Here is a 20160-nt window from a genome sequence, read left to right on the forward strand (position 1 = left end):
GTCTGCCGCGAGCTTCATCGGTCCAGCTCACGGTCAACACCGCCAGTTGGATAAGACTCACTACAACTTGCAGTTAGTCATCATACAGATCGCCGCGAACCATTAGCTCCGCGTTGGGCACTTGGCTCATCCGATTTTTGAATTCTTCCGAGACAGGCTTCGTCGTCGCGAAGATGACCCTAGCGGGATTTTTGATCGGCATCTGCGCAATCTGATCGAACTTTACAACGTCCTTCAACTTTAGCGTCTCCGTCTTGCACTCCCCAAAGATGATTTGACCGTCGAGAATGCAAGCAACGTCCATCTCGCGACTCTCACCCGGACCAGAGAAATCGATCAAATCAATCTCGGGAGCATAGTGAAACGCCGCATTTGACTGCGACTTAAGTTTATAGAGCACCTGAGCTGTAAGGTGCGAGTTCTTCTCATAGAACTGGTAGACGGTCTCAGCGAGCTTATAGCACCACCGAGGCTCCACCATGCCGTTCTTCCAATGCTTCTGCGTAAACTTTTGCTGGAAAGAACAACGATTACACGTGAAGGCAGAAGATAGGGCGTCCATGCTGTACCAAGAGGAAAGGCTGCACCTCTCACACTTGAGGATGTATCCCCGGTAAATAACCTCCTTGGTAAGCATGTCATCTATGAGATCTGCTGCCGCCTGCGGGCTGCCCAGGCATTGCGAAAACGCATCAAGGTCTAGATAAGAGCGCTGGTCGGTTCGGACGTAAAAGACACCGCTCTCGGCATTCTTATTGGTCTGCATAAACTTATCTAGAATGGATCGGGTCATCTTGGTCTTGATGAACTCACCCAACGCACTGAGGCCACCGAAACGACTGATCGCGTCATTGAAGTACTTGCCCTTATCCGAGTACCTTGCCGTGATGCCAACATTCGCGAAATAGAAGTTGATGAGACTCAACGCGTCTGGCATCTCAATCTTCGGCCGAACCATGATGGCATCAAGATCAGTGCCGAAAATCATAGAGTTCGGACACAGGTAAGCGATTCCGTCGTTAGCCACTCGCGACTCAGTGGTCGAGTTGTGAAGATTAGCAAGCTTCGGCCCCAGCGTCGGTAGCGACGGCGCTTGGTATCCTTCGATTTGAAGAGATGTCAGCCAATAGTGGTCGGGGAGCCTGATTGAGCTAAAACTCTTGGGCTTCGGTGTTTCAAAGGGACTGACGCTCTTCCCATCAACGAACACCATACTGCGATGGTTGACGTAGTTGTCGATCTCGTAGACTCGAAGCACGCAAGAGGTAGATACACTGTCAATGGGCACACAATCAATCTTGGACACAAACTTGTCAGGCTCAAAGTACGCGAGCCTTCCAATCTGGGTGCGATAGGCAACGAGTTGTGGCTGACTAAGACTCATGCTGCACAACTGCACATGCTTGGCGCTATGACCGTAACGAATTAGGGAGGAAATAACAGCGACAAGCTCGCGTGCACCTTGCTGCTCAAGCGTGAACTTTTCTACTTCCAGTCCCTGCTCATGACGTTTCCTGGCCGCATTCCGCGCCTTAGTAGAAGAACGCAGCCAGGCCTGTGGAATCCACCGAATTCCGTCATGCATACGGGACAACGAGTAATAGAAGCAAAAGTCCTCTACAGTGTCGCCAAGCACTACCACCACTGGTTCTTTATCTGACCGGTGATTGCCGGCCCTGTAATATTGCCCCAGGTGCAACATACTTAGACCGAATGGAGTGTTTGACATAAACTCTTCATCTAGGTGCGGTTCTTCATGCTCACCCAGGAAAGGCCGTTGCGGTCCTTGCACATGAGTCAAAACGTTTGTCAGTTTATACGTGTCTGACACTCGCCTCGCGGTGAACCCAGCTTCGCTAATATCGTCGACATACTCGCTACTCCCCACTCCCGTCTCAGAATGGACGAGTAGCTGAAACGTTGGGTCACTAATTACCGGCGGGAGCCTCACGAATCCAATGTGTCTGGTTGTCGCCGAGATAATCTTTGCGATCTTCGTGAAAGGGTACCCGAAGCCTGACGTACTGGTCAGATACTGGTCGACCGCATCACTGTGATGAAACGGACTCAGTCGGTAGATGAGCTCCTTACTTAGGCTTTCACTGATGATCAGCTCGCCCACTTGCGACTGCGCAGCGCTACTCGTAAACCAATCCTCGAACTCTGCGTCGGTCCAATCCCTAGTTTGTTGGCCATTTTTATGAAAATGCTTGATCTCCGCATATTTTTCTGGGCTGGCTTCTTCCAAGTCAGTGAATGTTAGATTGCAGACTGCGAGATAATCCGGGCTGTAGGCCTCAAGCAACTCCCAAAATTTGTCTTCAATCACTTCCCCATCTGTGGGCACGATCAGAAAATAGCGACCGCCCCACACTTGAGATGCTTGGGTGATGGCAACATTGGCCACTTTCCTCCAATATTCAAGATTTTTGTTAATGAAAATGGCGCACCGAGGTGGCCGCACTGTTGCGGTAATGTTTTGGTAAGTCGACTCGCTCACGATGCGCCTCCTTGAAGTACTGCACAGCATTAATTGAAGATCGCCAAAGCAAAACGATGTCCAGTGAAACCCCGAGAACGGCCCCCACCGCCAATCGTCTGACCATGTATCACTGGTGACATCGGAACACGTACGACGCTAATTCTGGCGGGCTGCCGCGCGTCCACTATTGCGACCAAAAATAGGCTGCGACAACAGTTGATTTCTTGCTCGTTGCGCCGGAGTTGGATCCGAATTCGTCTCAGCTCCCATTCTCCCCTTCGACTCCTGTTGATCAATACCCTTCACCTCTACTCACCGTGTCCTCGTTTCGGGCCGGGCCATCGGCTCTCCAGCTGAGCACTGGAGTCGGAACCGACAGGCTCGACGTACGGCACACCGCACGCAAATCATACCCACACCGCTACTCTCCGTAACTTTCTGCCGTGTTCGTGCGAACTTCTGCCGTGAACCCGTGAATCCCTACCGTTATCTCGGGTGTCGAGCGGGCGACAGGCAACAGGCATGTGAGGCATGTGTGCCTCAATGCTCCGTCCCTGACGGATATCTACGGGTTCTTCAGGCAAGTACGGCATCTTCGCGGCGTGGGAGCCTCCCCCGACGCTGCTTGTCACCGTCGAGCCTGAACCGTTCCCGTCCGCAGGGCGTCCATATGGGCACCCTGACACCCTGGAGCCGCCGCACCATGAGCACATCCGAACCGCCGCCTTGGCAGCACTGCGCACACGGTGCAGATCCTGCTTCCGACCCCGTTGGTTGCCGCGGCATCCACCTCCCCGGCCACACCGTATGCCTCGCCCACCTCGCCGACGACGAACGCGACGCCTACCTGGCCGTCCTGACTCCCGGCACCAGCATCGACCACCGGGGCACCAACTTCACCGAACCCCTCCTCAACGCCCTCCTCAACGGCCTCCGCGACCCCGAAACCGGGCACCCCCGGTTCGGCCATGCCAAGTTCGAATTGGCCACCTTCGAGGGCACCGCCTTGTTCGAGTCGGCGATCTTCGAGTGCGACGCCTTGTTCGAGTCGGCGACATTCAAGGGCAGCGCCAACTTCGCATCGGCGGCTTTCAAGGGCCAAGCCGGGTTCAGCCAGGCGACCTTCGAGATGGGGAGCGCGGGGTTCGGCTCGGCAACCTTCGAGGCGGCGACCTTCGAGAGCCGCGCCGAGTTCAGCCTGACGACCTTCGAGGTCATCGCCCAGTTCGATTCGGCGACCTTCACGGGCGACGCCGGGTTCCTCATGGCGATCTTCAAGGACATCGCCAGGTTCATCTCGGCCTCCTTCCAGGGCGACGCCCTGTTCATGGATGCGACCTTCCAGAACAAAACCTGGTTCGATTCAGCGACCTTCGAGGGCGACGCCGGGTTCGAGTCGACGACCTTCGTAGCAGCTGACCAGTTCGGACCTTTGGCGTGTGCTGGACGGGTTGTGCTGTCCGGTGCGGCGTTCGGTGGCCCGGTGACCCTCTCGTTCGCTGCGCGCCGTTTGGAGTGCCTTCGTACTCGCTGGTCATCGACAGCGGAGATCCGCCTGCGTTACGCCACGGTGGACTTCGCACATGCGGTGTTCGAGTACCCCCTCACGATCGCCGCCGAGCCGGATCCGTTCGTGCTCACCAACGGCCGACAGCTCGCCGAAGATCCCTTTCCGATCCTGCCGATCCCCTGCGACCCCAGGGTGCGGGTGGCGTCGCTGCGTGGGGTGGACGCCGCCCATCTGGTCCTCTTAGACCTCGATCTTTCGGGGTGCCTGTTCGTCGGCACCGTGCACCTGGACCAACTCCGTCTGGAGGGGGCCTGCACTTTCGACACCGCCCCGCCAGCCGCGTGGTGGCGCTGGCCGCCCGTGCGGTTCACCGAGCGCCGCGTCCTGGCCGAGGAACACCACTGGCGTGCCAGCCAGCCGGGAGCAGTGCAGGGCTGGAACGTGGCAGTCCTCGGCGCTGGACGCCCCGGGCCGTTGCAGCTGGCCCCGGTGTACCGGGCTCTGCGCAAGGCTTTCGAGGACGGCAAGCACGAGCCGGGGGCCGCGGACTTCTACTACGGGGAGATGGAGATGCGCCGCCACGCCGACGACATCCCCCGCAGTGAACGAGGGCTGTTGACCGCGTACTGGGCGTTGTCCGGCTACGGCTTGCGCGCCTCCCGGGCCCTGGCCTGGCTCGGCGCCGCCATGCTCCTCACCATCGTCTTGCTGATGGCTGTCGGCCTCGCCCAGGACACCCCGAAGCAGACCGCGACCGGCACCGTCCCGGCCGGCGGGGGCAAGGTCACCTTCGAGATCGACAAGGACGATCCGCAGAACCCCACCGTCAATCGGTTCACCGGCGAGCGCTTCGAGAACGCCCTGAACGTCACCCTCAACTCGGTGGTGTTCCGCACCTCCGGACGGGAGCTGACTACCGCCGGCACCTACATCGAGATGACCTCCCGCCTGGCCGAACCCGTCCTTCTCGGCCTGGCCGTCCTCGCTATCCGCAACCGCGTCAAACGCTGACGGCCCAGCCCAGGCCGGCGAAGCCCTGTGACCGGTTCGGCCGAACCGTTCCCGGCTGCGTGCCCTACTTGCCTGCGCCACCGCCTTCTTCGAGCTTCTGACACCTCGCACCCCTTGCCCTCCGGGCGGGAACTCGCGACGTCTCAATATCCGACGTCGTCAGTCCGCGGGGACAATCGGGGAATGGCCGTTCCGCAGGGGCCCGGGTGCACGATATTCCCCGCACGCCGACCGCGCCTCGCCGCGGTCGGCCCGCCGCCACCCGGCCGCACCCCGGCGTACGGCGGTGCGACGCACCCCTACACTTCTGACGCTACGTCAGCTACTGTCCGGCCTCGCCCAGCCCGCCCGGCGAAGGGGACAGTGTCATGGCCTTCACAGTCGTCCGGTTCAACCTCGTCGATCCAGCCGCCACGCCCGCCTCGCTCTCGGCCCGCTACCGCGCGGCCCTGGACATGGCCGCGTACGCCGACGAGCACGGCATCGACACCGTGCAGACCGAGGAGCACCACGGGGCCGCCAACTCCTGGCTGCCCTCCCCCTTCGTCCTGGCCGGGGCCGTCTTCGGCGCGACCGCCCGGATCGCGGTCACGGTCTCCGCGGTGATCGGGCCGCTGCACGACCCGTTGCGGCTGGCGGAGGACATCGCGGTGCTGGACCTGCTGAGCGCGGGCCGTCTGGTCACCGTCGCGGGGATCGGCTATCGGCCGGAGGAGTACGAGCGGGCGGGCGTCGAATGGGGCAGGCGCGGCCGGATCCAGGACGAGCTGCTGGAGACGCTGCTGCTGGCGTGGACCGGGGAACCGTTCGAGTTCCGCGGCCGCACGGTCACGGTGACCCCCCGGCCGTTCACCCGGCCGCACCCGCTGCTGCTGGTCGGCGGCAGCTCCCGGGCGGCGGCGCGGCGGGCGGCGCGGCTGGGGCTGCCGCTGTTCCCGAGCGCGCATCTCCCCGAGCTGGAGGCGTATTACCACGAGCGGCGCGCGGAGCACGGAACCGAGGGGTTCTGCATGATGCCCGCGGCCGAGACGCCCCTGCTGCACGTGTCCGAGGACCCGGACCGGACCTGGGCCGAGTACGGGGAGCACTTCCTGCACGAGGCCCGTACGTACGCCTCCTGGCAGTCCAAGGACATCCGCTCGGCCGTCCGCTCGGCGGCCACGACGGTGTCGGAGCTGCGCGACGAGGGCGTCTACCGGATCGTCACCCCGCGGGAGTGCGCGGAACTGGGCCAGGAGCTGGACAGCCTGGTGCTGCATCCGCTCTGCGGCGGGATGCCGGTCGAGGAGGGCTGGCGCAGTCTGCGGCTGTTCTGCGAGGCGGCCGGCGGCTGAAGGAGTGGTCCGCGCGGGGTACGGCGTGAGCAGTACCCCGCGCGGACCGGGGGTCAGCCCATCTCCTCCAGCGCCTTGCCCTTGGTCTCCTTGACGAACTTGAGGACGAAGGGGATCGAGAGCGTCGCGAAGCAGGCGTAGATGATGTACGTGCCCGACAGGTTCCAGTCGGCGAGGCTCGGGAAGCTCGCGGTGATCGCCCAGTTGGCGATCCACTGCGCGGACGCGGCGACGCCGAGCGCCGCGGCGCGGATCCGGTTCGGGAACATCTCGCCGAGGAAGACCCAGACGATGACACCCCACGACAGGGCGAAGAAGAGCACGAACACGTGGGCGGCGACGAGCGCCACCACGCCCTGGGTGTTGGGGAGCTTGCCGTCGACCAGGTTCGCGGAGAAGGCCCACGCCTCGAAGGCGAGCGCGACGGCCATGCCGCAGGAGCCGATGAGCGCCAGCGGGCGGCGGCCCACCCGGTCCACCAGCACCATCGCGATCACCGTACCGATGATGTTGATGATCGAGGTGGTGAACGAGTAGAAGAACGAGTCGGTCGGGTCGATGCCGACGGACTGCCACAGCGTCGCCGAGTAGTAGAACGCCACGTTGATGCCGACGAGCTGCTGGAAGACCGACAGGCCGATACCGATCCAGACGATGGGCAGGAAGCCGAGGCGGCTGCCCAGCAGATCCTTGAAGGTCGACTTGTGCTCGCGGTGCATCGCGGTCTCGATCTCGGTCACCCGGGCGTCGAGGTCGACCCCCTCGCCCTCGACCTCCGACAGGATCTGGCGGGCCCGCTCCTTCCTGCCGACCGAGATCAGGAACCGCGGCGACTCGGGGATCGCGAAGGACAGCAGACCGTACAGAACCGCGGGCACGACCATCACGCCGAGCATCCACTGCCAGGCTTCCAGTCCGCCGATCTTGCCGCGCTGGTCGCCGTCGGCGATCTGCAGGATGCCGTAGTTGACCAGCTGGGAGATGGCGATGCCGATGACGATCGCCGCCTGCTGGAAGGAGCCGAGACGGCCCCGGTAGGCGGGCGGCGAGACCTCCGCGATGTACGCCGGGCCGATCACCGAGGCCATGCCGATGGCGAAGCCTCCGATGATGCGCCAGATCGCCAGGTCCCAGAGCGCGAACGGGAGCGCGGATCCGACGGCGCTGATGGTGAAGAGGACCGAGGCGATCTGCATGCACCGGATACGGCCGATCCGGTCAGCGATGCGGCCCGCGGTGGCCGCGCCGATCGCACAGCCGATGAGGGCGATGGCGATGACCTGGGCGAGCGTGCCCGAGCCGATGTCGTACCGGCTGCGGATCGCCTCGACGGCCCCGTTGATCACGGAGCTGTCGTAACCGAAGAGGAAGCCACCCATCGCAGCGGCTGCCGTGATGAAGATGACATGGCCGAGGTGGTCCGGGTGGGCCGCTCTGGCTCCGGACTCTGGTCCCTGCGATGTGCTGGTCACGTGAACTCCTGGTGCCTGGCCGCAGACGCAGGCGTGGGGGGCGAGCTGTACCCAGTGGCGCATACGTTCATCTGCGCCACCACTTGGAGACGAAACGTCGGCACAGGGGCCAGATGTTCGGTCTTCGAAGCCTGCGGGCGGCTCAGCGCAGCCGCTGGCTGATCACCTTGGAGACCCCGTCACCCTGCATCGAGACGCCGTAGAGCGCGTCGGCGACCTCCATCGTCCGCTTCTGGTGCGTGATCACGATGAGCTGGGAGCTCTCCTGGAGCTCCACCATGATCCGGATCAGCCGCTGGAGGTTGGTGTCGTCGAGCGCCGCCTCGACCTCGTCCATCACGTAGAACGGGCTCGGCCTGGCCTTGAAGATGGAGACGAGCAACGCCACTGCCGTCAGCGACCGTTCACCGCCGGACAGCAGGGACAGCCGCTTCACCTTCTTGCCCGGCGGGCGGGCCTCGACGTCCACACCGCTGGTGAGCATGTTGTCCGGGTCGGTCAGGATGAGCCGCCCCTCGCCGCCCGGGAAGAGGCGCGAGAAGACCCCCTCGAACTCGCGGGCGGTGTCCCGGTACGCCTCGGTGAAGACCTGCTCGACGCGCTCGTCGACCTCCTTGATGACCTGCATCAGATCGGCCCTGGTCTTCTTCAGGTCCTCAAGCTGCTCGGAGAGAAACTTGTGCCGTTCCTCCAGTGCGGAGAACTCTTCGAGGGCGAGCGGGTTCACCTTCCCGAGTTGCTGGTACGCCCGTTCGGCCGACTTCAGCCGCTTCTCCTGCTCGGCCCTGACGAACGGCTTCGGCTGGTTGCGCGGATGCTCCGGATCCTCCGGCAGCTCCTCGCCCTCCGCGGCCGGGGACGGCGGCACGAGCTGGTCGGGCCCGTACTCCGCGGCCAGACCGGCCGGCTCCACGCCCAGCTCCTCCAGGGCCTTCGCCTCCAGCTGTTCTATCCGCAGCCGCTTCTCGGCACCGAGCACCTCGCCCCGGTGGACCGAGTCGGTCAGCTTGTCCAGCTCGTCCTTGAGCTCACGGCCCTGCAGCCGCTCCGCCGCCAGCTCCCGTTCCCGCTCGGCCTTGGCGGCCTCCGCCGCGGCCCGCTCCTGCTCGGCCCGTACGACGGACACCTCGACGTGGGCCAGCAGCTGACGGGCGCCGGACGCCACGGCGGAGGCCACCGCGGCCTCATGGCGCAGCCGCGCCCTGCGCTGCTCGACGCGGGCCCGCGCCTCCCGCTCCGCGCGGGCACCCCGGTCCAGGGAGTCGGCGCGGCCGGCCAGCGCCTTGACCCGTTCCTCATGGGTACGGACCTGGAGCCGGGCCTCCATCTCGGTCTGGCGGGCGTTGGCACCGTCGGCGGCGAGCCGGTCGCGGACAGCGCTGTCCGGCTCCTCGTCGGCGCCGTCCTGCGAGGCCTCCTCCGCCACGAGCAACCGCTCGGCCAGCTCCTCCGCGTCCTGCGTCGCGCGCTCCAGCGCCTCCTGGGCGCGGGCCGCGGAGGCGGCCATCCGGTCCGCCTCACCGGCCGCGCCCCGCGCCTGGCCGGCCAGCCGGCCGAGCTGCTGGGCCACCCCGGACTTCTCCCGCTCGGCGGCCCGGCGCCGCTCCCCCAGCTCCTCGACGAGCGCCGCGACGGTGCCGCGACGTTCCGCGGCGAGCCGCTGGGCCCCGGCCAGCTCCGTGCACCGCACCGCCAGTTCCGCCAGTTCGGCGGCGGCCTCGTCCACGGACGCCTGGACTTCGAGGAGGCTGGGCGCGCCCGCGGAACCGCCGTGCGCGAAGTGCGCCGAGAGGACGTCCCCCTCGCCGGTCACCGCCGTCAGCTCCGGGCGGGCGGCCACCAGGTCCTCGGCGTCCTCCAGCGTTCCGACGACCACCATGTCCCGCACCAGCCGGCGCACCGCGGCCATCAGTCCGGCGGGGCCGCTGACGAGGTCCGCGACGGCGGGGTCCTCCAGGCCGCCGAGCGCGGACGCGGCCGGGTGGCCGGCCGGAGCCGCCCCGGTTCCGTCCGCGCCCTGTCGCACCGGGAGCCGCTCCGCCGCCTGGCCCGGGACGCGGGCGGGCTCGCTCCGGGGCGCGGGCTCCGCTTCCACGCCCTGCCCGGGTACGTGGCCGGCACCAACACCGCCGAGACCGACACCGCCAGCACCACCAGGCACACCAGCACCACCAGGCACACGGGACACATCAGCACCAGCAGAAACACCAGGCACGCCAGCACCAGCACCAGCACCAGGCACGTCAGCACCAACACCAGCACCAGGCACGTCAGCACCAACAGCGCCTCCCCCTCCGGCGCCTCCCCCTCCGGCTCCCAGCAGCAGCGAGGCCCGGCCCGCGTCCAGTTTCCGCAGCAGCCTGATCGCCTCGGCCGCCGTGGCAGGGTCCGTCACCGCCAGCGCGTCCGCCGCCGCGCCCAGTGCGGCGGCCACCGCGACCTCGTGCCCCGGGGCCACCGTGAGCAGCTCCGCGGCCGGTCCGAGCAGGCCGGTCAGCCGGTCCCGGGCACCGAGCAGCACCCCGGTGCCGTCCTTGCGGCGCAGCCCGAGGGCCAGCGCGTCGTGGCGGGCCGCGACGGCGGCACGCTTCCGTTCGGCGGCGGTGGCGGCCTCCCGCGCGGCGGAGAGCGAGGCCTCCGTCTCCTTCAGCTCGCTCCGGGCGGCCTCGTGCCGCTCACCGAGTTCGGCGTCACCGGCGTCCAGCCCGTCGACCTCCGCCTTGAGCTGCTCGAACTCCTCCTGAGCGGCGACCGCCCGCTCCCGCGCCTCGTCGCGTGAGGCGGCCAGCCGGTCGATCTCCGACTGCGCGGAACCGGCGCGGCTGCGGGCCGCGTTGACCTGGCCGCTGAGCCGGGCGAGCCCTTCGCGGCGGTCCGCGAGGGCGCGGGCCGCGTCCTTCAGCCTGCGTTCCTCCGCCGCCAACTCCCGCTCCAGTTCGGAACGGTGGGAGGCGGTGTCCTCCAGGGCGTGCTCCGCGGCTTCCAGCGCCGCGGTCAGCTCCGCCTCCTGCTCGCGGATCCGGGCCGCCTCGCGCTCCATGTCCTCCGGGTCGCGGCCGCGCCGCTCCTCCTCCGGCGGGGCGGTGGCGCTCTTCACCCGGGCGTCGGCCAGTGAGATCGTGCCGCGCACCCGTTCGGCCAGCTGCGACAGCTCGTACCAGGTCTGCTGGGCGCGCTGGAGCCTGGGCGTGAGCCGCCGTACCTCGTCCTCAAGTTCCGCCTCGCGCCCCAGCGCCGCCTTGAGCTCCGCCTCTGCCGCCTCCCGGCGCCGCTTCAGCTCGGCCTCGTCCGCGATCTCGCTGCGCAAGGCGGTGTGCAGCCGGACCAGGTCGTCGGCGAGCAACCGCAGCCGGGCATCGCGCAGATCGGCCTGGATGACTGCGGCCCGGCGGGCGACCGCCGCCTGCCGGCCGAGTGGTTTCAGCTGTCGCCGCAGTTCGTCGGTGAGGTCCTGGACCCTGGCCAGGTTCGCCCCCATCGCGTCCAGCTTCCGCAGCGCCTTCTCCTTGCGCTTGCGGTGCTTCAGTACGCCGGCGGCCTCCTCGATGAACGCGCGGCGCCCCATCGGGTCGGCGTGGAGGACGGAGTCCAGCTGGCCCTGGCCGACGATGACGTGCATCTCGCGGCCGATGCCGGAGTCGGAGAGGAGTTCCTGGATGTCCAGCAGCCGGCAGGTGTCGCCATTGATCTGGTACTCGCTGCCGCCATTGCGGAACATGATCCGGGTGATCGTCACTTCGGCGTACTCGATGGGCAGTGCCCCGTCGGAGTTGTCGATGGTCAGCGACACTTCCGCCCTGCCGAGCGGAGGCCGCCCGGTGGTGCCGGCGAAGATGACGTCCTCCATCTTTCCGCCGCGCAGGGATTTGGCACCCTGCTCCCCCATGACCCAGGAAAGCGCGTCCACCACATTGGACTTGCCCGATCCATTGGGGCCGACCACGCAGGTGATCCCGGGTTCGAACCGCAGGGTCGTGGCGGAGGCGAACGATTTGAAACCACGCAGGGTCAGGGCCTTGAGGTGCACGCCGCCGGACTCTACCTTTCGCTCTCGGTTTCGCTGATGAAGGTGCAGGGCACATCAGACGGTAAGGGAAGGGGTGTACGTCCGGGGCGGGACGGGCGCGGTTCTGAGGGGAAAAGAAAGAAGGGACGCCGAAGCGTCCCCTGTAAATCTTGTGCATTGCTCTGTCGACGGATCCGGCGCCTCCGTGGAGACGCGCGTGCCGGATCAATGACGGGCAGCCGAAGACGCAGATCAGCGCATTCCACGAGCAAGCGATGATCAGGCGCGATCGATCTTCAATGATCCGGTGACGATCCGACGATGATTCCGTGCGGCTGACGCGTACAGCCCGACCGGCCCTGGGGCCATAGGTCAGGTCAGCGCCGGCTCCGCCTGAGGTACGTCGATGTCGATGCTGTCGAGCAGCGACTCTTGGTGCTGAGCGGCGGCGTTGAGCGCGTCGTTCTCGTCCTGGATCCGTACGATCTCGGATTCAAGATCCTGGACGCGCTGCTGAAGCCGTCGCATCTCGGCGAGGAGTCGCGGGTCGGAACCGCCGACGTAACCGAGAAGCGCCTTTGCCATGAGGATGGTCCTCCACACTGAGTGACCGACCGATGCGGTGTGGGTCGTGAGGGAATCGCACCCGCGGTGCTCGGCAGTGCTCTGTGTTCACTGCTGTTCTGCTGCCAAACAGCTCTGCCGAACAGCTAAGGTGCGCGGGGTTTTCAGCGTCTCACCAAAAAGTTTGACGGTCAACACGATCACACCCCGTAGAGAAGGGCGTCCCGGGGGCGCGCGGCCTGGCGATCATGCGGCGCGACTCTCCTGCGGGGCCCTCGGGGGCGCGGAGATCATCCTTCTCGCCGCAGCCTCGCACGGCAACCGATTCTTGGCAACCACCGGATCATTCCGCAGGTCATTTCATGTGTACGTGGAACGGCGCCCCTCGCTGTCACCCCGCGCCGCCCCTCGAACACAGCCCGAACACGGCACATCTCCGGTGCCCGTCCGGGCACCGGATCAGCGGATCGCGAACCCCTCGTATCCACCCCGCGGCGTGTCCCAGATCTCAGTGACTCCGTCAACGCGGCCGGGTGTGTCGTCCGAGCGCAGCCACTCCAGCAGACGGTGGCAATTCTCACGCCGCCCCTCGGCCACGACCTGCACTCTGCCGTCGTCGAGATTGAGGGCGAATCCGGTGAGGTCCCCGATCTCCAGAGCGTTTGCCCTGGTGAACCAGCGAAACCCTACTTGCTGTACTCGGCCGCGTACCCAGGCGGTGAGCCGTACATCTTCGTTCATGCCCGAACGCTAACTGCCCCATTACTTTCTGAGCACATCTCGCCGAAAGCTGATGGCGTACAGTCCCCTCGCAAAAGCTCACTCGATCGGGTGAGTCATGGTGGCGTCGAAAACGGCGTCGAGGTCGTCAGAAGGGCACAGCAGATGGGACGCCATCGACGCTCCGCCGCAGCTCCCACCGCTGAGGAAAGCGCGGGACGGGACGCCGGCCGGAGCCGGGGAGACCGGCGCGGGAAGCGGTCCGGCCTGCCGGTGCGCACAGGACTGCTCGGTGTCTCAGCGGCCATGGCCGTCGGGGCCGTCGCCGTGGCCTCCGGACTGCTGCCCGGTGGTGACAACTACCTGAGCGGCGGTTCGGCCGCCGACCAGGTGCGTTCCCAGGGCGCCCCGGACCTGCTGTCCCAGGGTGGCTCCACGACCCCGCCGGCCGACCGTCACACCGCGTCCGACACGGCCAGCCGCGGCACCGGCCGCGCCGACGGGCCGACGGAGCCGAGCCGCTCCGAGGACGGCAAGCCCTCCTCGTCCCCGTCCAAGACCTCCGGACCGGCGAAGGAAGCCGAGAACGCCGAGAACGCCGAGAACAAGGACAAGGACACGGACGTCGGCCGGCACGCGGGGAAGGCGGCGAGCACGCAGCCGTCCCGGAAGGCCGCCGCCTCGAATGCCCCCGCCGCACGGGCCACGAAGAGCGCCGCGGGCACGGCGGCCGCCGCTCCGGCCCCCTCGGCGTCCGCACCGGCCGCCACGCGGACCACGGCGCCGCCCGCCGCCGGCACCTCGGCCCAGGCCGCCGTGCTCTCCCTGGTCAACCAGGAGCGCGCCAAGGTGGGGTGCAGCCCGGTCACCGCGAGCGGTCCGCTGGCCTCGCTCGCCCAGGACTTCAGCGACGACATGGCGGCCCGCGGCTTCTTCGACCACACCGACCCCGACGGCAAGACCCCCTGGGACCGGGCCGCCAAGGCCGGCGTGGACGGGCTCGGCGGCGAGAACATCGCCCGCGGCCAGGCCGACGCACAGGCCGTGATGGACGCCTGGATGGACAGCGAGGGCCACCGCGCGAACATTCTCAACTGCGACTACAAGACACTCGGCGTGGGTGTCCACTTCGGCTCCGGCGGTCCCTGGTGGACCCAGGACTTCGGCTTCTGAGCCGCACCCGCCCCGTCTCACCAACAGCTGCTGCCCCGTACGCCCCACACGCTCTCCGCCGGATCGCGCAACCCCGGAGAGAGCGCTGTGCGGGCGTACGCTGGTTTGCATGGACGAGAACGGTGACAGCGGGACGGACGGCTGTCCGGACGAGGCGTGGGCCTTCGACGTGTTCTCCAAGCAGTGCCCCTCGCGCGGCACCCTGGAGCATGCCACCGGACGCTGGGGAAGCCTGACGCTCGGCGCCCTGTACGAAGGAAGCCTCCGCTTCAACGCGCTGCGCCGCCGGGTCGACGGCGTGAGCGAGAAGATGCTCTCCCAGACACTGCACGCACTGGAACGGGACGGCCTGGTACACCGCGAGGCGCAACTCACCAACCCGCCCCGCGTCGACTACGAGCTCACCCCGCTGGGGCGGCAGGTCGCCGAGCGGCTGCTCGGACTGATCCACCTCGTCGAGGGCCGGATGGACGAGGTCCTGGCCGCCCGCGCCCGTTACGACGAGGCCCGAACGGGCAGCGGGGGCTAGGGACTGTCCGGTGGATCAGCGCCGCGCCCCCGGCCATGATCCGCCGGACAGGCCCTAACGAGTCCAAGGGCCTGTCGTCGAACCGCCGGCGTCGCCCGAGGGGCCGCGCGGCGTCAGGTGCGTGCTCTCGGCTCGCACGGCGTCGCGCGGCAGACGGCGGTCCGGCGAGAGACCCTAGGGGCGCGGCGGGCGCTGGCAGCGCGGGCAGAAGTAGCTGGACCGGTTCATCCAGGCGCGACGCCTCATCGGCGTACCGCAGCGGTGGCACGGCTCGTCCTCGCGACCGTAGGCGTCGAGCGACCGGTCGAAGTAGCCGGACTCGCCGTTCACATTGACGTAGAGGCTGTCGAAGCTCGTGCCGCCCTGTGCCAGTGCCGCGTTCATCACATCGCGGACGTGGCCGAGCAGCTCGGCCGACTTGGGGCGGGTCAGGGTCGCGGTCGGCCGGTCGTAGTGCAGCTTGGCGCGCCACAGCGCCTCGTCCGCGTAGATGTTGCCGACCCCGCTGATCAGCGACTGGTCGAGCAGGGCGCGCTTGACGGTGGTGCGGCGCAGTCGCAGCGCGGTGTGGAACGCGGCATCGTCGAATTCCGGGTCCAGCGGATCGCGGGCGATGTGCGCGATGGTGTCGGGCACTCCGTCGGGAGTGTTGTCGTGCAGCGAGAGGCCGCCGAACGTGCGCTGGTCGACGAAGCGGAGTTCGGTGCCGAGGGAGTCGTCGAACCGGATCCTGATCCGCAGGTGCTTCTCGTCGGCGGCGTCCTGCGGCTGCACGAGCAGCTGACCGCTCATGCCGAGGTGGCCGAGGAGCGAGCTGGACGTGTCGTCCAGCGGCACCCAGAGGTATTTGCCCCGGCGCATCGCGGGCCCGAACCGGACCCCGTCGAGCCGGGCCGCGAAGTCCACGCCGCCCGCGAGATGGCGGCGGACGGCACGCGGGTGCAGTACCTCGACCTCACCGACCGTGCGCCCGGTCACCCAGCGCTGGAGACCGCGTCGGACGACTTCGACCTCGGGCAGCTCAGGCACGGTGTCACTCCTGTATCTGGAAGGAATCCGGTATCCGAAGAGAATCCGGGTATCCGAAGAGGATCCGGACAGAGAGAACCCCCCGGTGCGCAGGGCACCGGGGGGTCTTCCGGGGTCAGGCCGGAGCGACGTCCGTGGATGACGGCGGTTCGGCAGGGGTGTCGGCGGCCCCTCCGTCGGCAGCGGCCTTGCCGGCCACAGCCTCCCGCGTCTCCGCGGCGGCACTGATCTCGCGCCAGGCGGATTCCGCCGCCTGTTGCTCCGCTTCCTTCTTGCTACGGCCGGTGCCGGTGCCGTACGAGACACCACCGACGCGAGCAGCAGCAGTAAAGGTCTTCTCGTGGTCCGGGCCGGTCTCCGTGACGAGGTACTCGGGGACTCCGAGGCTCTCGCTCGCGGTGAGCTCCTGGAGACTGGTCTTCCAGTCCAGGCCGGCGCCGAGGTTGGAGGACCTGTCGATCAGCGGGTCGAAGAGCCGGTGAACCAGCTCGGAGGCCGCGCCGAGGCCCTGATCGAGATAGACCGCGCCGAGCACCGCTTCAAGGGTGTCGGCGAGGATGGACGCCTTGTCCCGGCCACCCGTGCCCTCTTCACCGCGGCCGAGCCGGATGAAGGAGCCGAGTTCGAGGCCGCGGCCCACTTCCGCAAGCGCACGCGAGTTGACCACCGCGGCCCGCAATTTGGCCAGCTGGCCTTCAGGCAGGTCGGGGTGGGTGCGGTACAGCGTGTCCGTGACCACCAGGCCGAGCACCGAGTCCCCGAGGAACTCAAGCCGCTCGTTGGTGGGCAGGCCGCCGTTCTCGTACGCGTACGAACGGTGGGTCAGCGCACGCACCAGAAGGGCGGACTCAAGGTGATACCCGAGCCGCCCTTCCAGAAGCGTGTGGGACGAGGCTGTGTTGACGTTGTCTGCCTGCTTCTTGGCGTGGGACAACTCAGACATCGGGCCTCTCACCAGCCGCTCAGACCTCGAGGACCTGGCGCTTGTTGTACGTGCCGCAGCTCGGGCACGCGATGTGCTGCAGCTTCGGCTCCTGGCAACGCTCGCACGAAACCAGGGTGGGGACCGCAGCCTTCCACTGCGACCGGCGGTGGCGCGTGTTGCTGCGCGACATCTTCCGCTTCGGAACAGCCACGGCTACTTCTCCTGCTTCTCGTCGACGCCAGGTTCGGCGCCGCCCATGTTGTCCTTCTCGCCGTCCTGAACGGTCTCGGCGAGTCCCTGCAATGCCGCCCAACGGATGTCGAGGGCTTCGTGGTGGTGACCGGGGTTCTCGTCCAGCCTGACTCCGCATTCGGAGCACAGACCGGCGCAGGTCTCCCGGCACACCGGCTGCATCGGCAGTGCGAGCACTACCGCATCACGCAGCACTGACTCAAGGTCGAACAAGCCGTCCTCAAGGAAGAACCTGTCCTCGTCGTCCTCGGCGTCGTCGACCGGGTCCGCCGTCTTGCTGCGGTTCCGGTCATCGGCGTCAGGGTACGAGAACATTTCCTGGAAGTCCGCCTCGACCTCAAGGCTCAGCGGCTCCAGACACCTTACGCACTCCCCCTCGGCCGATGCACGGGCGGTGCCTGTGACAAGCACACCTTCCATGACCGATTCGAGGCGGACGTCCAGCTCCACGGGTGCGCCTTCCGGCACACCGACGACTCCGTCGATACCGAAGTCCTTGGGGGCGTCCACCGAGCGGGTCAGCCGCTTCATGGCACCCGGACGCCGACCCAGCTCGTGCGTATCGAACACGAGAGGGTTTCGGTGGTCGAGGTGGCCGTTCAGGGCTTTTCCTGCTTTCGAATCAATGCGCATCACGCGTGGTGGGGAGGGGCCGACCGACTCCGGAGTCGAAGCGGGCAGCCAGGATCGCGGACATACGCGCGACCGAAGAACCAGGATACTTGACGCGTCGCCCAGCTCCCAATCCGGCCTTGACCGGGCGCAGGGCAGCGGCCCCCGCCGGTTCCCGGCCGGTCAGCGCTCCTGTTCGTACCGGCGCAGCTGGTCCAGGTCGATCATGCTGGTGTCGAACAGGCTGGTCTCGTCCAGCGCGCCCTCACCGTGCTGCTGGAGGGGCTGCTGGGCCTGGACGGGCTGCTGCTGCCAGGCGTCGTAGCCCTGGGCGGGCGGCGGGACGGCCTGGTTCTGGTCGTAGCCCTGCTGCTGGTAGCCGGTGTAGGGGTCCGGCTGCTGCTGGTAGCCGTACACGTCCTGCTGGGGCTGGTCCTGGTAGGGGTACGTCTGCGCGTACTGCGGCTCCTGCTGTACGGGGTACTGGGACTCCTGCCGCACGGGGTACTGCGGATCGGCCTGCTGGGGCACCTGCGGCGGCTGCGGGGTGGCGATCTCGGCCAGTCCCGCCCAGTGGTCCTCGTCGCTGGTGTGGCCCCGGCCGCCCGCGGCGTCCTGGGCGGCCATGTGCGCGCCGAGGTCGTCGGTGGCGACCCGGCCGTGCAGCTTCTGCCGGCCCCGGCCCACCGCCTCCAGGGTCTTGGCGAGCACCGCCTCGAAGGCGCCGAGCTTGGTGTCCACGTACTCGTCGGCCCGGCGCTGGAGCGTGGCCGGGTCGGCGCTGCGCTCGGGGGCCTCCGCGAAGTCCGGGTCCTCGTAGCCCTGCTCGTCGAAGCCCTGGCCGCGGCCGAGGAGCTTCTCTCGGCCCCGGTCGACGGAGCCGATGGTCTTGGTGAGGACGACCTCGAAGTTGGCGAGCTTGCTGTCGACGTACTCGTCGGCCTCGGCGCGGATCTCGTCGGCCTCCTTGCGGGCCTCACCGAGGATCCGGTCGGCCTCCGCCTGGGAGCGCCGGGCGATCTCGGTGTCGGAGATCAGCGAGCCGCGCTCGGCGTGGGCGGCCTCGATGATCCGCCCCGCCTCCTGGCGGGCCTGCTCGACCAGCTGCTCATGGCCGCCGATCAGCTCGGCGGCCTGCGCGAGGGAGCCGGGCAGGGCCTCGCGCACCTCTTCGAGCATCGCGAGCAGATCCGCGCGGTTGACCACGCAGGACGCCGACATGGGCATCGACCGGGCGCTCCCGACCGCTTCGACGATCTCGTCGAGCTTCTTCTGCACGTCCACCGTGTGCTCGCCACTCTCTACTGCCGATTGGAGACGGACGGGACGACTGTACGGCCAGTCGGCGCCCGCCCGACACCTAGTGACGGTCTGTCAGGGCCTCACTGCTGGGCGAGGCGCTCGGTCAGGGCCTCGCGGACCAGCGGGGGCAGCAGGTGCGAGACGTCACCGCCCCAGGTCGCCACCTCCTTGACCAGCGAGGACGACAGGAAGCTGTAGGTCGGATTGGTCGGCACGAAGAGCGTTTCGACGCCCGAGAGCCCGTTGTTCATCTGGGCCATCTGGAGTTCGTAGTCGAAGTCGCTGACGGCCCGCAGGCCCTTCACGATCGCCGGGATGTCGCGCTGCTTGCAGAAGTCGACCAGCAGTCCGTGGAAGGACTCGACCTGTACGTTGCCGAAGTCCTCGGTGACCTGGCGGATCATGTCGATCCGCTCGTCGACCGTGAACAGACCCTTCTTGGACTGGTTGATCATCACCGCGACGTGTACGACGTCGTACAGCTTCGAGGCGCGGCCGATGATGTCGAGATGTCCGTTGGTGATGGGGTCGAACGACCCCGGGCAGACGGCGCGGCGCAACTTGATTCCCTCGCTCTCCGGTCCGGTCATCGTGCGTCTTCGCACGCAGCGGCGGCGCGACCGTACCAAAGCGTTCCCTCGCCGTAGCGACGGGCCCGCAATGGCTCGAATCCCTTGGGCCAGCTGAATTCTCCGCCTCTGGTGCTGCGCTCCACGGTGACGAGCGCATCGGCCGAGAGCCACCCCTGGGTACGGAGTGTGAGCAGTATCTCGCCAAGATCGTCGTCGGTGACGGCGTACGGAGGGTCGAGGAACACCACGTCGTACGGCTCCGCGGGCGCCGGTCCTGTCACGATCTGTTCTGCTTTGCCGGTACGGACCTCCGCGCCGGGCAGGCCCAGGGTGCGGACGTTGTCCCGGACGGTGCGGACGGCCTTGGCGTCGGCCTCGACGAGCAGGGCGTGGACCGCGCCCCGGGAGAGCGCTTCGAGGCCGACGGCGCCGGAGCCCGCGTACAGATCGGCGATCCGGATGCCGTCGAGGGTGCCGAGGAGCGCCTGCCAGGTGGAGAACAGGCCCTCGCGCGCCCGGTCGGACGTGGGGCGGGTGCCGGTACCGGGCGGGACGGCCAGGCGGCGTCCGCCGGCCGAGCCGGCGATCACGCGGGTCATGGGTGTCTGGTCCTCGGGTCGGGGCGGCGCGCAGGGTGCTGCGGGCGCCGTGCCACCCACGATATGGC

16 protein-coding genes are annotated in these 20160 nt (G+C 67.3%); 4 read left to right on the forward strand and 12 right to left on the reverse strand.

Features of this window, described 5'->3' with window-relative positions; genetic code table 11:
* Positions 1–73: 73 nt before the first annotated feature.
* Complete coding sequence (locus tag ACIP89_RS30105; RefSeq protein ID WP_402117661.1) at positions 74–2500, reverse strand: hypothetical protein; 2427 nt, start codon at positions 2498–2500, stop codon at positions 74–76.
* Positions 2501–3185: 685 nt separating this feature from the next.
* Between ACIP89_RS30105 and ACIP89_RS30110 the strand changes: the two genes are divergently transcribed.
* Positions 3186–5003 carry a pentapeptide repeat-containing protein gene (locus ACIP89_RS30110; RefSeq protein WP_402117663.1) on the forward strand — a complete coding sequence of 606 codons (1818 nt, stop codon included), beginning with the start codon at positions 3186–3188 and terminating at the stop codon, positions 5001–5003.
* A 368-nt stretch (positions 5004–5371) separates the two neighbouring features.
* Complete coding sequence (locus ACIP89_RS30115) at positions 5372–6337, forward strand: LLM class flavin-dependent oxidoreductase (RefSeq protein ID WP_402117664.1); 966 nt, start codon at positions 5372–5374, stop codon at positions 6335–6337.
* Positions 6338–6390: 53 nt separating this feature from the next.
* Here ACIP89_RS30115 and ACIP89_RS30120 read toward each other — a convergent pair whose 3' ends face one another.
* The 4 genes from ACIP89_RS30120 to ACIP89_RS30135 all read right to left on the reverse strand — a co-directional run bounded on the left by ACIP89_RS30120 (position 6391) and on the right by ACIP89_RS30135 (position 13120).
* Complete coding sequence (locus ACIP89_RS30120; protein ID WP_402117665.1) at positions 6391–7809, reverse strand: sugar porter family MFS transporter; 1419 nt, start codon at positions 7807–7809, stop codon at positions 6391–6393.
* Positions 7810–7951: 142 nt separating this feature from the next.
* Positions 7952–11836, reverse strand: coding sequence for an AAA family ATPase (locus tag ACIP89_RS30125; protein ID WP_402117667.1), 3885 nt, complete (start codon positions 11834–11836; stop codon positions 7952–7954).
* A gap of 351 nt (positions 11837–12187) precedes the next feature.
* Positions 12188–12400, reverse strand: coding sequence for a hypothetical protein (locus ACIP89_RS30130; protein ID WP_024494492.1), 213 nt, complete (start codon positions 12398–12400; stop codon positions 12188–12190).
* 438 nt (positions 12401–12838) lie between these two features.
* Positions 12839–13120, reverse strand: a complete 282-nt coding sequence (locus tag ACIP89_RS30135) for an acylphosphatase (protein WP_329160551.1) — start codon at positions 13118–13120, stop codon at positions 12839–12841.
* A gap of 144 nt (positions 13121–13264) precedes the next feature.
* Here ACIP89_RS30135 and ACIP89_RS30140 point away from each other — a divergent pair, with 144 nt between their 5' ends.
* Together ACIP89_RS30140 and ACIP89_RS30145 are read left to right on the forward strand one after the other, a co-directional pair.
* Positions 13265–14272 carry a CAP domain-containing protein gene (locus ACIP89_RS30140; protein ID WP_401932117.1) on the forward strand — a complete coding sequence of 336 codons (1008 nt, stop codon included), beginning with the start codon at positions 13265–13267 and terminating at the stop codon, positions 14270–14272.
* A 109-nt stretch (positions 14273–14381) separates the two neighbouring features.
* On the forward strand, positions 14382–14801 hold the full coding sequence (locus ACIP89_RS30145) for a winged helix-turn-helix transcriptional regulator (protein ID WP_401932115.1): 420 nt from the start codon (positions 14382–14384) through the stop codon (positions 14799–14801).
* 174 nt (positions 14802–14975) lie between these two features.
* Here ACIP89_RS30145 and mutM read toward each other — a convergent pair whose 3' ends face one another.
* From mutM to rsmD, 7 genes are all read right to left on the reverse strand, one after another.
* The gene (gene mutM / locus ACIP89_RS30150) at positions 14976–15830 is read right to left on the reverse strand and encodes a bifunctional DNA-formamidopyrimidine glycosylase/DNA-(apurinic or apyrimidinic site) lyase (protein WP_073738751.1); all 855 of its coding nucleotides are present in this window, start codon (positions 15828–15830) and stop codon (positions 14976–14978) included.
* A 115-nt stretch (positions 15831–15945) separates the two neighbouring features.
* The gene (gene rnc / locus ACIP89_RS30155) at positions 15946–16773 is read right to left on the reverse strand and encodes a ribonuclease III (protein ID WP_402117669.1); all 828 of its coding nucleotides are present in this window, start codon (positions 16771–16773) and stop codon (positions 15946–15948) included.
* Between the two features lie 19 nt (positions 16774–16792).
* The gene (gene rpmF, locus ACIP89_RS30160) at positions 16793–16966 is read right to left on the reverse strand and encodes a 50S ribosomal protein L32 (protein ID WP_003965982.1); all 174 of its coding nucleotides are present in this window, start codon (positions 16964–16966) and stop codon (positions 16793–16795) included.
* Positions 16967–16968: 2 nt separating this feature from the next.
* Entirely contained in the window at positions 16969–17640 is a 672-nt protein-coding gene (locus tag ACIP89_RS30165) for a YceD family protein (protein ID WP_401932276.1), read from the reverse strand.
* Positions 17641–17802: 162 nt separating this feature from the next.
* A complete protein-coding gene (locus tag ACIP89_RS30170) occupies positions 17803–18903 on the reverse strand; it encodes a cell division initiation protein (protein WP_402117671.1) in 1101 nt (366 codons plus the stop codon).
* Positions 18904–19001: 98 nt separating this feature from the next.
* Positions 19002–19481, reverse strand: a complete 480-nt coding sequence (coaD, locus tag ACIP89_RS30175) for a pantetheine-phosphate adenylyltransferase (RefSeq protein ID WP_401932273.1) — start codon at positions 19479–19481, stop codon at positions 19002–19004.
* A gap of 26 nt (positions 19482–19507) precedes the next feature.
* Positions 19508–20092, reverse strand: a complete 585-nt coding sequence (gene rsmD / locus ACIP89_RS30180) for a 16S rRNA (guanine(966)-N(2))-methyltransferase RsmD (protein ID WP_401932107.1) — start codon at positions 20090–20092, stop codon at positions 19508–19510.
* Positions 20093–20160 lie beyond the last annotated feature (68 nt).

Origin of the sequence: Streptomyces sp. NPDC088730 (genome assembly GCF_044751215.1) — a bacterium.
Taxonomy (GTDB): Bacteria; Actinomycetota; Actinomycetes; order Streptomycetales; family Streptomycetaceae; genus Streptomyces.